General features: G+C 51.2%; 14 protein-coding genes. All 14 read right to left on the bottom strand.

The features are described from left to right. Positions 1–13 precede the first annotated feature (13 nt). A complete protein-coding gene (gene rnhB / locus ACJHX7_RS14690; protein ID WP_022645197.1) occupies positions 14–610 on the bottom strand; it encodes a ribonuclease HII in 597 nt (198 codons plus the stop codon). Continuing rightward, on the bottom strand, positions 607–1,755 hold the full coding sequence (gene lpxB, locus ACJHX7_RS14685) for a lipid-A-disaccharide synthase (RefSeq protein ID WP_032172721.1): 1,149 nt from the start codon (positions 1,753–1,755) through the stop codon (positions 607–609). The genes rnhB and lpxB overlap by 4 nt, the downstream gene beginning before the upstream one ends. Then, positions 1,755–2,543, bottom strand: a complete 789-nt coding sequence (gene lpxA / locus ACJHX7_RS14680) for an acyl-ACP--UDP-N-acetylglucosamine O-acyltransferase (RefSeq protein ID WP_000565966.1) — start codon at positions 2,541–2,543, stop codon at positions 1,755–1,757. Before lpxA ends, lpxB begins: the two co-directional genes overlap by 1 nt. A gap of 3 nt (positions 2,544–2,546) precedes the next feature. Continuing rightward, on the bottom strand, positions 2,547–3,002 hold the full coding sequence (gene fabZ / locus ACJHX7_RS14675) for a 3-hydroxyacyl-ACP dehydratase FabZ (RefSeq protein ID WP_000210739.1): 456 nt from the start codon (positions 3,000–3,002) through the stop codon (positions 2,547–2,549). A 104-nt stretch (positions 3,003–3,106) separates the two neighbouring features. Next, positions 3,107–4,132 carry a UDP-3-O-(3-hydroxymyristoyl)glucosamine N-acyltransferase gene (gene lpxD / locus ACJHX7_RS14670; protein ID WP_001139282.1) on the bottom strand — a complete coding sequence of 342 codons (1,026 nt, stop codon included), beginning with the start codon at positions 4,130–4,132 and terminating at the stop codon, positions 3,107–3,109. A 3-nt stretch (positions 4,133–4,135) separates the two neighbouring features. Beyond that, entirely contained in the window at positions 4,136–4,621 is a 486-nt protein-coding gene (gene skp / locus ACJHX7_RS14665) for a molecular chaperone Skp (protein WP_000758956.1), read from the bottom strand. Positions 4,622–4,742: 121 nt separating this feature from the next. After that, positions 4,743–7,175, bottom strand: a complete 2,433-nt coding sequence (gene bamA, locus ACJHX7_RS14660) for an outer membrane protein assembly factor BamA (RefSeq protein ID WP_001240896.1) — start codon at positions 7,173–7,175, stop codon at positions 4,743–4,745. A 29-nt stretch (positions 7,176–7,204) separates the two neighbouring features. Next, positions 7,205–8,557, bottom strand: a complete 1,353-nt coding sequence (gene rseP, locus ACJHX7_RS14655) for a sigma E protease regulator RseP (protein WP_024223346.1) — start codon at positions 8,555–8,557, stop codon at positions 7,205–7,207. A gap of 11 nt (positions 8,558–8,568) precedes the next feature. Next, entirely contained in the window at positions 8,569–9,426 is an 858-nt protein-coding gene (cdsA, locus tag ACJHX7_RS14650) for a phosphatidate cytidylyltransferase (protein WP_000922440.1), read from the bottom strand. Between the two features lie 12 nt (positions 9,427–9,438). Beyond that, entirely contained in the window at positions 9,439–10,197 is a 759-nt protein-coding gene (ispU, locus tag ACJHX7_RS14645; protein ID WP_001295562.1) for a (2E,6E)-farnesyl-diphosphate-specific ditrans,polycis-undecaprenyl-diphosphate synthase, read from the bottom strand. Positions 10,198–10,385: 188 nt separating this feature from the next. Further along, positions 10,386–11,582: a 1-deoxy-D-xylulose-5-phosphate reductoisomerase gene (ispC, locus tag ACJHX7_RS14640; protein WP_000811936.1), complete on the bottom strand. Its 1,197-nt coding sequence runs from the start codon at positions 11,580–11,582 to the stop codon at positions 10,386–10,388. Between the two features lie 91 nt (positions 11,583–11,673). Beyond that, complete coding sequence (gene frr / locus ACJHX7_RS14635) at positions 11,674–12,231, bottom strand: ribosome recycling factor (RefSeq protein WP_000622418.1); 558 nt, start codon at positions 12,229–12,231, stop codon at positions 11,674–11,676. Between the two features lie 149 nt (positions 12,232–12,380). Continuing rightward, positions 12,381–13,106, bottom strand: a complete 726-nt coding sequence (gene pyrH / locus ACJHX7_RS14630) for a UMP kinase (protein WP_000224573.1) — start codon at positions 13,104–13,106, stop codon at positions 12,381–12,383. Between the two features lie 146 nt (positions 13,107–13,252). Then, positions 13,253–14,104 carry a translation elongation factor Ts gene (gene tsf, locus ACJHX7_RS14625; RefSeq protein WP_000818114.1) on the bottom strand — a complete coding sequence of 284 codons (852 nt, stop codon included), beginning with the start codon at positions 14,102–14,104 and terminating at the stop codon, positions 13,253–13,255. Positions 14,105–14,158 lie beyond the last annotated feature (54 nt).

Genomic DNA, 14,158 nt, shown 5'->3' with positions numbered 1-14,158 from the left:
CTCGACACAAGAATCAGGACGCAAGTCCCAGTGCGCGTTTGACAGGCCCAAAGCTGCGACGATGATGTTCAGTCGCGCCATATTCAGCCAGTTTTTCCAGATGAAAAGCGGTTGGATACCCTTTGTGTTGGGCAAAACCATATTGCGGGAAAACAATATCCAGCGCCGCCATTTCGGCGTCACGCGTCACTTTCGCCAGGATAGACGCGGCACTGATTTCCGGTACGCGGCTATCGCCTTTCACCACAGCCATCGCAGGCATCGGTAATTTCGGGCAGCGGTTACCATCAATCAACACATATTCCGGCGCAATATGCAGCCCAGCGACGGCACGCTGCATCGCCAGCATGGTCGCGTGTAAAATATTCAGTTCGTCGATTTCGTGGGGTTCCGCGCGGCCCAGACTCCAGCTCAACGCTTTCTCTTTGATCTCTTCGCAGAGCGCCAGACGGCGTTTTTCGCTCAGCTTTTTGGAATCATTCAGCCCGGCAATCGGGCGCGACGGGTCAAGGATCACTGCAGCGGTGACGACCGCGCCAACTAACGGCCCGCGTCCGACTTCATCCACACCCGCAACCAGCTGCGTGTGCGGATAAACAAATTCGATCATTGTGCTAACTCCAGAACGGCTTGTGCCGCCTGCTCATCGGCATTGCAGCGGATCTGCTGATGCAGTTCACGGAAGGTATCGTGCATCGCGTGGCTGGTTTTCCCGTTCGCCAACAGCGGTAACAGCGCCGCAGCCAGTTTTTGCGGCTCACACTCTTCCTGCAATAACTCTTTGACTAACTCTCTGCCCGCCAGCAAATTGGGTAGAGAGACATAATCAGTTTTCACCAGTCGCTTCGCCAGCCAGAAGGTAAAAGGCTTCATGCGATATCCCACGACCATCGGGCATTTAGCCAGCATACACTCCAGTGCTGCCGTACCCGACGCCAGTAGCGCCGCATCACTGGCGACCATCGCCTCACGGCCCATTCCATCCAGCATATGAACCGACAGGTCTGGCGCAACTTCAGCTTTGATGCGTTCAAACTGCTCGCGGCGTTTGGCATTCACCAGCGGCACCACGATTTCGAGATCCGGATATGTCTGGCGCAAAAGCTGGGCCGTTTTCAGAAAATCGGCGCTAAGCATTTCGACTTCCGCACCACGGCTGCCCGGCAACAATGCCAGACAGTGGGCATCGTGAGAGATCCCCAGCACATCACGGGCACCATTTTTATCTGGATCTAATGGCATGGCATCAGCCATGGTATGACCGATAAAGCGGCACGGTACGTTGTATTTGTCATAAAACGCTTTTTCGAAAGGCAGAAATGCGAGCACCAGATCGGTGGCTCTGCCTATTTTGAAAACGCGTTTCTGTCGCCACGCCCAGACGGACGGGCTGACATAATGAATGGTTTTGATCCCCTGCTTTTTAAGGTTACCTTCAAGGGTAATATTGAAGTCAGGCGCATCAATACCGACAAAAACATCTGGCTTCAGTTCGCCAAAACGCTTTGTCAGATCGGCACGAATATGCAGTAAGCGGCGCAGACGCCCGAGCACTTCAACAATGCCCATCACCGCCAGCTCTTCCATTTCGTACCAGGCTTCGCAGCCTTCGGCTTGCATTCGTGGCCCGGCAACACCAACAAAGCGGGCATTGGGCACACGTTCTTTCAGAGCACGGATTAAACCGGCCCCCAGGATATCGCCGGAGGTTTCTCCGGCGACCAGGGCAATCGTTAATGGACGCTGTTCAGTCATTAACGAATCAGACCGCGCGTTGAGCGTGCAAAGAAATCGGTAAAGGCTTTCACTTCCGGATATGTTTCCGCCAGTTCAGCAATTTCCGGTTTCACTTCATCGAGCGTTTTACCGCTACGATAAATCAGCTTATACGCATTGCGGATAGCGGTAATCGCCTCACGGCTGAATCCGCGGCGCTTCAGCCCTTCGATATTGACACCGAACGGCGTTGCGTGGTTACCCTGCGCAATGACATAAGGAGGGACGTCCTGCGCCACACCGGAGCAGCCGCCAACCATCACATGCGCACCAATGATGCAGAACTGATGGACTGCGGTCATGCCGCCGATGATCGCGAAGTCGTCAACCGATACGTGACCCGCCAGCGTTGCGTTGTTGGCGAGGATGCAGCGGTTACCTACCGTACAATCGTGCGCAATGTGCGCATTGATCATCAGTAAGTTGTCGCTGCCCACCTTCGTCAATCCACCGCCCTGGACTGTGCCACGATGAATGGTGACGCTTTCGCGAATGCGGTTACGATCGCCGATTTCCACGCGGGTCGGTTCGCCAGCATATTTCAGATCCTGGTTAACTTCGCCGATGGAGGCGAACTGATAAATCTCATTATCGCGGCCAATTTTAGTATGACCATTCACGACAACGTGAGATTTCAGTACGGTACCCTCACCAATTTCGACATGGGGTCCAACGATACAAAAAGGACCAATGTGAGCGTTCGCGCCAATCGACGCGCCCTCTTCCACAATGGCGGTTGGATGCACAAAGGCGGATTTATCAATCACGTATCAGGCCTCCCGGCTACGAGCACACATCATCGTTGCTTCGCAAACTACTTTACCGTCGACCAGAGCAACCCCTTTAAAACGGGTCAGGCCGCGGCGCGTTTTTTCGAAAGTGACTTCCATGATCATTTGATCGCCAGGCACGACCGGGCGCTTAAAGCGCGCTTCGTCAATACCGGCGAAGTAGTACAGCTCACCCGGTTCCAGTTTTCCTACGCTTTTAAACGCCAGAATACCTGTTGCCTGTGCCATTGCTTCCAGAATCAGCACACCCGGGAAAATCGGTTTTCCAGGGAAATGGCCCTGGAAGAATGGCTCATTGACAGAGACATTTTTTACTGCGCGCAGAAAACGACCTTCTTCAAAATCCAGCACGCGATCCACCAGTAAGAACGGGAAACGGTGCGGCAGAAGTTCTAAAATCTCTTCAATCTGCAGAGTATGAGTGTTAGTAGTCAAGATACTCTTCCTGTCAAAATATAAGAAACGACAATAATAACACGGCCTGCCGCAATCGTAAGAATGAGACAGGCCGTAAAGTTTGGCGAACAAAAGATGGAACGTTAGTCTTGTTGATTAACCTTGCGCTCAAGCGATTTCAGACGCTTGCTCATGTCATCAATGTTCATCACCAGTGCAGCGGTTTTGCGCCAGACTTTGTTGGGTTGCAGCGGAATGCCTGAGGAATAGACGCCTGGTTCAGTGATGGGACGCATCACCATACCCATGCCCGTAACCGTCACTTTGTCGCATATTTCCATATGCCCGTTGATTACGCTGGCTCCGCCGATCATGCAGTAACGACCAATTTTCAGGCTGCCCGCCATAATGACGCCACCGGCAACTGCCGTATTGTCGCCAATCACGACGTTATGTGCAATCTGGCACTGGTTATCAATGATCACACCATTGCCAATAACAGTGTCATCCAGCGCACCGCGATCGATGGTAGTACATGCGCCGATCTCCACGCGATCGCCAATAATTACGCGACCTATCTGCGGGATCTTCACCCAGTTACCACGATCGTTGGCATAACCAAAGCCGTCTGCGCCTACCACTGTTCCGGACTGGATCAGGCAATTCTGACCGATCTGGATCTCATGGTAAATGGTTACGTTCGCCCAGAGACGCGAACCTGCACCGATTTTGCTGTTTTTACCTACGAAGCAACCGGCACCGATAATCACGTTATCGCCCAGTTCAACGCCGGACTCAATCACCGCGTTAGCGCCAATTGAGACGTTGTTACCCAGCTTCGCCGTCGCGTCAATCACTGCACTGGGTGCAATGTTCTGCGCGGGCTGCGGCGTGGTATCTAAAATTTGCGCCATGCGCGCGTAAGTCAGGTAGGGATTCTTCACTACCAGCGCGGCACTTTTCGCGAAAGGAAGATCGTCCTGGGTCATGACAACCGCGGACGCCTGGCACAAGCCTAAATGCTCACGGTATTTTGGGTTAACCATGAACGTAATGTGACCTGTTTGTGCAGATTGCATGGACGCAACGCCGGTGATGACGATATCGCCATCACCGTGTAGTTCTGCATCCAACTGCTGCGCTAAATCAGCCAGTCGAATTGAAGGCATTACTTATTTAACCTGTTTCAGTACGTCAGCAGTGATGTCTTTTACATCGCTGCTGTTGTAAGCAACGGCGTTTGCATCAACAACCAGATCGATATCCTGGCTGTTGGCAACGGATTTCACAGCAGTCTGGATACGAGTAACCAGTTTGCCACGTTCTTCGTTGGAACGACGAGCGCGATCCTGCTCAAAAGCCTGCGCTTTCTGAGCAAAAGTCTGGCGCTGAGCCATCACGTCTTTTTCCAGCTTAGTGCGATCGCTGCCCGCTTTCATGGACTGCAGCTTTTTCATTTTAGCCTGCAGATCGGTTTCCATACGCTGCAGTTCGCTGGCACGGCCTTTGAACTCATTTTCCAGCGTGTTAGAAACACCGGTTTTCTGCGCTACCTGCTGGAACAGGCTGCCCATATTGACGATTGCAATTTTGTCAGCCGCCTGAGCAGAAGTTGCCAGTGCTAAACCGAGACCTGCCGCTAATAACCACTTTTTCACAATAAACTCCTTACCATCCCATTTGCACCGGAAGGTGCAGTTCTTTGCGTGGCCCGGCGATCTTATATTGATCGCCTAAAGTCATCGCTACACTACCACTACATTCCTTTGTGGAGAACACTTACCAGGTTTTACCGATGTTAAACTGGAACTGTTCTGCCTTGTCTCCATCGTACTTTTTGAACGGCTGGGCGTAGGAGAACACCAACGGCCCCAATGGGGACATCCATTGTAATGCGATACCCGCAGACATACGGATATTGCTTGGATCACTATAGTCCGGATATCCAGAATATTGGCTGGAATCCCAGTTTGTATCCCAAACGGTACCCATATCCCAGAAGAAGGAAGTACGAACCGAGTTAGCATACTTGTCGCTAATGAACGGCGTCGGGGTGATGAACTCGAGGCTGGCAACCGCCATAGCGTTACCGCCTACAGCATCATCCGATTTACACAGGTCTTTCGCGCCGTCCTGAGTCGCACATTCGTAATCATAGTCCGGATCATAATTACTGGCCTGATGCGGGAAGTAAACTGCTTTCGGACCAATGGTATTGGACTGGAAGCCACGCACGGTGCTGGAACCACCGGCATAGAAGTTCTCATAGAACGGCATCTCTTTGCCGCCTAAACCATCACCATAACCCCAGCGGGTACGACCCAGAACAACCCATTTGTGATCGTCATCAATCGGCACATAAGTCGCCGTGTCTAACGTCACTTTGTAGTATTCGTTATCCGATCCCGGAATGGTCACTTTACCGGTCAGGTTGACACGTGAACCATCTGTCGGGAAGTAACCACGGTCAAGCTTGTTATAGGTCCAACCATAGTTGAACGTGAAGTCGTCCGTTTTGAAGCTGTTATCCTGATCAGAGGTGCTCGGATGTTCACCCATAGAGTACAGATAACGCCACATCGCAACCTGCGGCTGCATGTTGGACAGGGAGTTATGAACATAACCCAGACCTGCACGCAGCGAGTTATATTCGTTGATCGGGAAGCCCAACGTCACGTCTGTACCATAACTCTTGTTGGTATAGTCGGACAGGTCGGCGTCATCTGCCTGGAAGTCATTATAGAAGAGACGACCACCGAGGCTTACGCCATCTACGGTGAAGTACGGGTTGGTTACCGACAGTTCAGCATAGGTCTGGTAATCGTTTTTGGTCCCGTTGATACCAACAGCATAACCTGTACCTAACCAGTTATCCTGTTGCACGCCAGCCTGGAAGCTCACGCCACTTTCAGTACCGTAACCAATCCCGAAGTTGAAGCTACCAGTGTTACGTTCTTTCACCTTGTAGACTACATCAACCTGGTCCGGGCTACCCGGAACACGTTGGGTATCGGTATCGACAGTTTCAAAGAAGCCCAGACGATTCAGACGCTCCTTACCCTGATCGACCAGATCGCTCCCCAGCCATGCACCTTCCATCTGACGCATTTCGCGACGCAGGACGGCATCTTTCGAGGTATCGTTACCTTCAAAACGGATCTTACGCACATAGAAACGGTTACCAGCATCAACGTTCACGCGTAATTTAACGGTTTTGTCGGCATCGTTAATTTCAGGCATCGACTGTACGCGCGGATAGGCATAACCATAGCGACCGAGAAGCTTTTTAATGTCATCTTCCATCTTGGTCACTTTGGTGCCGTTATACAGCTCGCCCGGCTCGATCTTAGTCAGCTGCTCAATTTCAGCGGAGTGCCCGGCAAGATTGCCGCTCACTTCAACGCCAGAAAGCTTGTACTGATCGCCTTCGGTGATGTTCACCGTGACGTAAATACCTTTTTTATCTGGCGTCAGACTGACCTGGGTAGAGTCGATGTTGAAACGGGCATAACCGCGATCCAGATAGTAACTGCGCAGGGTTTCAAGGTCGCCCGCCAGTTTCTGTTTCTGGTATTTACGATCGCCGACCACGTTCCACCACGGCACTTCGTCACGCAGTTGGAAATGAGAGATCAGTTCGTCGGTGGTGAAAGCATGGTTACCAACAATGTTAATTTGCTGGATTTCAGCTGACACACCTTCCTGGAACACCAGTTTTAGGTCAACACGGTTGCGCGGCAGCGGGGTCACGACAGCTTTAACGCTGGCGCTATATTTACCGACGCTGTAGTAGAAGTCTTCCAGACCTTTCTCGATATCGGCAATGGTGGTGCGATCGAGGGATTCGCCCACACGCACACCAGAAGCCTCGAGGTTTTGCTTCAGCATGTCATCTTTCACCGATTTGTTACCGGAGAAAGTAATGCTGGCAATGGTCGGACGTTCTTTTACCTGAACCAGAAGGGTATCACCATCACGAAGGACGCGAACATCCTCAAAGTTGCCGGTAGCAAACAGAGCGCGAATGGTATTACTGATATCTTCATCATTAACCGTGTCGCCTGTGCGCACCGGCATACTGAGGAGGGCCGCACCAACGGCGACACGCTGAAGGCCTTCGAAATGAATATCTTTCACTACGAACCCTTCAGCACCGTATACGGTGGCGCTGCTAAACAGCAGCGACGCTATGAGCAACTTTTTCATCGCCATCGTTATTATGCGTTCTTCCTAACTAACTCTCATAACCGAGAGAAATCATTGAAAAGTGCAAGCCCCATTAACAGCACCAGCAGAATCGAGCCAATGCGATAACAAAAGTCTTGAACCCGCTCGGATACCGGTCCGCCCTTGATCTTTTCGATCGCAAGGAACAGCAGATGCCCCCCGTCAAGTACGGGCAACGGAAACAGGTTAATTATCCCTAAGTTCACGCTAATAAGCGCAAGAAACGGCAGGTAATAAACTACCCCGAGTTCCGCTGTCATCCCAGCCCCCTTGGCGATAGAGATCGGCCCACTGAGGTTGTTCAGTTTCACATCACCGGTGATCAATTTTCCCAGCATACTGACCGTCAGCTTCATCAACTGCCACGTTTTGTCCGTGGCTTCGACGATAGCGTTGAACGGCCCATACTGGCGTACAACTTTATACTCATCAGGCAAAGGAATGACTTTCGGCTCAATACCGACAAAACCAATCGCTTTACCATTACCCGGTTTACTCTCCGGGATTAATGTCAAAGACAAGGGACTCCCCTGTCTTTCGATTTCTAACGCTAAGGATTTACCCGGGTTATCCCGGACAAGCATCACAAAGGTCACCCACTGCGTTAAGGGCTGACCATCGACTTTAACGATCCTGTCGCCTGCTTGCAAACCTGCCTTGCTTGCCGCCGAGTTTGGCTGCACATTTTCCAGTACAGGTTCAATTTGCGGCCCACGAGGACGAATCCCCAACGAAGATACCGGATCTTCTTTATCAGGCTCAAACGCCCAGTGACGTAAATCGAGCTTTACATCCCGCCGTTGGTCGCTGCCAAATGGCGCTATCGTAATGGTGGTGCTTTCATCGCCAATTTTATCGACCAACTGCAAACGCACGGCATCCCAATCAGGCGTTTCGATACCATCTACGGCTTTTAGTTCCGTACCTGGTGCAATTTGTGCTTCCGCAGCTATCGAATTGGCTGCTATTTCACCAACCACCGGACGTACGCCAGGCACACCAATAATAAAAACCAGCCAGTAGGCAAAGATAGCAAAAATGAAGTTTGCAACCGGACCTGCGGCAATAATCGCCGCTCGTTGGCCGACAGATTTATTATTGAAGGCATGGTGGCGGAGTTCCGGAACGACCGGTTCTGCGCGCTCATCCAGCATTTTGACATAACCGCCCAACGGGATCAGGGCGATAACATATTCGGTGCCGAGCTTATCAGTTCGCCGCCAGAGCGCCTTACCAAACCCTATTGAGAAACGCTCAACGCGAACACCACAACGCCGGGCAACCCAGAAATGACCAAATTCATGCACGGTGATAAGTACACCCAGTGCAACGATGAACGAAGCCAAATCCCAGAGAAAACTCAGCATATTACCTTCCGTTAAAGCGTCCTGAATACCAGTAACAACAAGCAAGCAAAGACCGGTACCGCAGCCGTCAGGCTATCAATACGATCTAAAATACCACCGTGTCCTGGAATTAAATGACCGCTGTCCTTAATTCCTGCTTCACGCTTAAACATACTCTCGGTCAGATCGCCGAGCACTGAGGCTAACGCTGCGACAATAGAGCAAATGAGTAAGGTGACGGGAGCGACGTCGAGATTCACCCACATGCCATAACCCCATGAGATTACCGCTGCGGTCGCGAGTCCACCGATAAAGCCTTGCCAGGTTTTACCCGGAGAAACCTTCGGTGCCAGTTTATGTTTACCAAACAATTTGCCAAACATATATGCGCCAGAGTCAGCGCCCCATACCAGGATCATGACATAGAGCAGCCATATTGCGCCACTGTAATGATTCTCGTCGTAGTGCCAGGCCCGTAACGCCAGCATGCCCCAGAAGAAGGGAACAATGGTTAGCACGCCAAAAATAATGCGCAATGTTTTAGAGTTACGCCAGATTGCTGCAGAACCTGGGTAAAACAGCACCAGCAATAGCGCGACAATCCACCAACCCAGCGAAGCCCAAAGTGAGATTTCAACCAGCGGTTGATGAATATTTCGGTGATATTCCGGCAACAGAAAAAGCATCAGCGCCAACAATAACCCGCATAACACCGCCAACCATACTCGCTGCGAACGAGTGGTAAAACCGCTAAGCTGTCCCCATTCCCACGCTGCCAGCATACAGACCACCAGCGTTACAATGGCGAACCCCACCGGCGGCAACAGAAACAACGCCGCGATGACGACGGGTATTAACACAAAAGCAGATATCAGGCGATACTTCAGCAAAAGCGACCCCCATCAGGCTGTTTCATCACCGGGCTCGGTGCCGCCGAAACGACGCTCTCGATTAGCAAAGGCATTTAACGCCCCTTCAAAGTCTTGTTCATCGAAATCGGGCCAGAGAACATCTGTAAAGTAAAGTTCGGCATAGGCAATTTGCCAAAGCAAAAAGTTACTAATGCGATGCTCCCCCCCAGTCCTAATTACTAAATCTACAGGGGCCAGTTCATGCATACAGACATGCTGGTTTAGCATCTCTTCATCTATCTGATCTGGTTGCAGGTTTCCTTGCTGCACCTTTTCAGCCAGTTGCCTGACTCCCTGGACTATATCCCAACGTCCACCGTAGTTCGCCGCAATATTCAGCGTCAGACCGGTATTCCCGGCTGTTAGCGCTTCAGATTTACGAATACGTTCTTGCAAACGCGAGTTAAAGCGACTGGTATCGCCAATAATACGCAGACGCACGTTATGTCGGTGCAGACTCTTTACTTCGCTATCAAGCGCCCACACAAACAGTTCCATTAACGCACTGACTTCCTGCGCTGGTCGGTTCCAGTTTTCACTACTAAAGGCATACAGAGTTAACGCCTCAATACCGTTGTTGGCCGCAAAAGAGACAGCCCGGCGGACGGATTTTGCCCCGGCTTTATGCCCAAAGGCACGAATCTTCCCTTGCTTTTTTGCCCAGCGACCATTGCCGTCCATAATGATCGCAACATGACGACAGCCATGCGCTGGCAATTTTTCGCTAAGTGGTTGAGTAGCAGACAACATCACGCGTTTCTTATTCCCTGACAGGGTTTACGGTACTCAGGAATACTGAAGCCTATACAAAAAAAAGCCGTGTAAAACCACGGCATACCTGACCTTATAAAGCCAACTACTTACGATCAGATGGCGCAGACTATATCACTGAAGCCCTACGCTAACAAATAGCGCGACTCTCTGTAGCCGGATTATCCTCAGCTTGCGAGACGCATCACCTCTTTTCTGGCGACTTCACGCGCGTTCGCATCAACAGATAACACATCGTCCACACATTGTGGTTCGCGCATATCCATTTTTTCCAGTACGGATAAATTCAACGCGGCGATATCCGTAAAGCGGATTTGTTGCGCAAGAAAAGCAGCAACGGTGATTTCGTTTGCGGCATTCAATGCTGTCGTCGCTGCCTGGCCTTGTTCGAACGCCTCCATCGCCAGTTTCAGGCATGGATAACGATCATAATCCGGTGCGGCAAATGTCAACGCACTTAGTTTGCAAAAATCGAGCGGCTTCACGCCAGAGTTCACGCGATTCGGCCATGCCATGGTGTGGGCAATTGGCGTACGCATATCCGGTTCCCCCAGCTGCGCCAGAACACTGCCGTCCTGATAGCGCACCATTGAGTGAATCACTGACTGCGGGTGAATCAGCACTTCCATCTGGCTGGCGCTGGCGTTAAACAGCCAACGCGCTTCAATGTATTCCAGACCTTTATTCATCATGGTAGCCGAATCGACAGAAATTTTACGCCCCATCGACCAGTTCGGATGACGGCAGGCTTGATCCGGCGTCATTGTTGCCAAATCGCGCAATGGCGTCTCACGGAAAGGGCCACCAGACCCGGTAAGTAAAATGGACACCACGCCATTTTGCTCAAGGTCAGCGTATCCCAGATTATGCTGGATAGGTTGCGGTAAACTCTGAAAAATAGCGTTATGTTCGCTATCGACCGGTAACAATTGCGCTTTGCTCTGCTTTACGGCGTCCATAAACAGACGTCCGCAGGTAACCAGTGATTCTTTATTGGCCAGCAAAATGGTTTTACCCGCGCGGATCGCAGCAAGCGTAGGTAACAGCCCAGCAGCGCCAACAATGGCTGCCATCACCTGATCAACCTCCTCAAGCGCTGCCATATCGCAAGCGGCTTGTTGCCCACTTAAGACTTCGGTGCGGCTACCCTGTTGCTGTAGCATCGTTTTAAGAAGTTTCGCACTCGCTTCATCGTCCATTACGGCATAGCGGGGAGAGAATTCCAGGCACTGTTCTACCATGCGAGTGACATTTTTGCCTGCCACCAGCGCAACTACGCGGAAGTGTTCGGGATTATGGCGCACCACGTCCAGCGTGCTGCAACCAATCGAGCCGGTCGAGCCCAGAATGGTGAGTTGCTTCATGAAACATCCAGAGTTGAGACAGAATAAAAAGCAAAACGCCGCCAGCCGATCCGCAAGGATCTACTGAGCGGCGTTTTTGTCGTTCAAGAAATCAGAACTGCATCAGTTCTGCTTCTTTGTCTGCCAGCGCCGCTTCAATTTTCTTGATTGCAGCATCAGTCAGTTTCTGTACATCGTCCTGAGAACGGCGATCGTCGTCTTCGCTGATCTCTTTATCTTTCAACAGTGCTTTCACTTTGTCGTTCGCGTCACGACGCACGTTACGTACTGCAACACGCGCTTGTTCTGCTTCACCACGAACGATTTTGGTCAGATCTTTACGACGTTCTTCCGTCAGCGGCGGCAGCGGAACACGGATGTCGCTACCCGCAGAGTTCGGGTTCAGGCCAAGATCGGACGCCATAATCGCTTTTTCAACGGCCGGAGACATTGAACGATCAAACACGTTGATTTTCAGAGTACGGGAATCTTCTACCGTTACGCTTGCCAGCTGACGCAGCGGCGTCGGCGTGCCGTAATATTCCACGACAATGCCATCCAGCAGGCTGGGAGAAGCACGACCCGTGCGTATTTTGCTGATTTGGGTTTTGAACGCTTCTACGCATTTGTCCATGCGTACTTCAGCATCTTTTCTGATATCGCTAATCACGTTACGAATCCTTGAAAACTTGTCTCAGTCAGACCAGACAGTCACACACAGTGGAAGTGTGCTAAGTATAGCCCTGATTAAACATATTACGGGTAAGATCCCCCGCGATACTTACGCGGAATCTTACCCTTATTTATCCATCACGGGAATTATTCCGTGATTAAAGTCCCTTCTTTTTCACCCATTACCACACGGCGCAGCGCACCCGGTTTGTTCATGTTGAAAACACGAATCGGTAATTTATGGTCACGAGCCAGCGTGAAGGCCGCCAGGTCCATGACTTTCAGCTCTTTTTCCAGCACTTCGCTGTAAGTCAGTTGCTCGTACATGGTTGCGGTTGGATCTTTCGCCGGATCAGCGGTAAACACGCCGTCAACTTTGGTTGCTTTCAGCACCACATCGGCTTCAATTTCGATACCACGCAGGCAAGCTGCTGAGTCGGTGGTAAAGAACGGGTTACCTGTACCGGCGGAGAGGATCACCACACGATTGTTGCGCAACAGGCTGATAGCTTCTGCCCAGCTGTAGCTGTCGCACACGCCATTCAAGGGAATAGCGGACATCAGACGAGCGTTCACATAGGCGCGGTGCAGTGCATCACGCATTGCCAGGCCGTTCATTACGGTCGCCAGCATCCCCATGTGGTCGCCCACAACGCGGTTCATACCCGCTTTCGCCAGACCAGCGCCACGGAACAGGTTACCCCCACCAATCACCACACCAACCTGAATACCCAGTTCAACCAGTTCTTTGATTTCCTGAGCCATGCGATCCAGTATGCTTGCATCAATACCGAAGCCTTCAGTGCCCTGCAGAGCTTCGCCACTCAACTTAAGCAGAATGCGTTTATAGACGGGTTTTGCATTGGTAGCCATGTTTCTTTCCTGAGACTGTCAACGATTGAAATGAATTAATACTAGCGACATTGTACGTCGCTTTTCAGCGCAGCCCCACAAGGGTTAGCTGAATTTACAAGATGGGCACAAAAAGAAGCCGCCCTCAGGCGGCTCCTTTTCGATAATTAAGACTGCTTGGACATCGCAGCAACTTCTGCTGCAAAGTCAGTCTCAACTTTCTCGATGCCTTCACCCACTTCGAAGCGGATGAAGCCAGTCACTTCAGCGTTATGCTCTTTCAGCAGCTGACCAACAGTTTTGCTTGGTTCCATAACGAACGGCTGACCGGTCAGAGAAACTTCGCCGGTGAATTTCTTCATGCGGCCTTCAACCATTTTCTCTGCGATTTCTTTCGGCTTACCAGACTGCATCGCGATATCCAGCTGTACCTGGTATTCTTTTTCTACCACTTCAGCGGATACGTCTTCTGGTTTGATGAATTCTGGCTTGCTTGCAGCAACGTGCATAGCGATGTGTTTAACCAGCTCTTCGTCAGCGCCTTTAGCAGCAACCAGAACGCCGATACGCGCACCGTGCTGATAAGAACCCAGAACGTCGCCTTCCAGCGCAGCAACGCGGCGAATGTTGATGTTTTCACCAATTTTCGCTACCAGCGCAACACGTTCTTCTTCGAACTGTGCTTTCAGAACTTCAACGTCAGTGATTTTGCCAGCAACAGCTGCGTCCAGAACTTTGTCTGCGAACGCCTGGAAACCAGCGTCTTTTGCAACGAAGTCAGTCTGGCAGTTAACTTCCAGAATGATGCCGTAGTTGCCGTCGATTTTGGTTTTGATCACGCCGTCAGCAGCAACGTTGCCTGCTTTTTTCGCTGCTTTAATAGCACCGGACTTACGCATGTTTTCGATTGCCAGCTCGATGTCGCCGTTAGCTTCAGTCAGTGCTTTTTTGCAATCCATCATGCCTGCGCCAGTACGCTCACGCAGCTCTTTTACCAGGGATGCGGTAATTTCAGCCATTCTAAAATCCTCGGAGATGTGATCTGCCCGGCATTAAACCGCACAGATATAAAA

It is taken from the genome of Escherichia sp. WS1451 (assembly GCF_046487365.1).
Lineage (GTDB): Bacteria > Pseudomonadota > Gammaproteobacteria > Enterobacterales > Enterobacteriaceae > Escherichia > Escherichia coli.
This window is presented reverse-complemented; position numbering and strand designations above follow the sequence as displayed.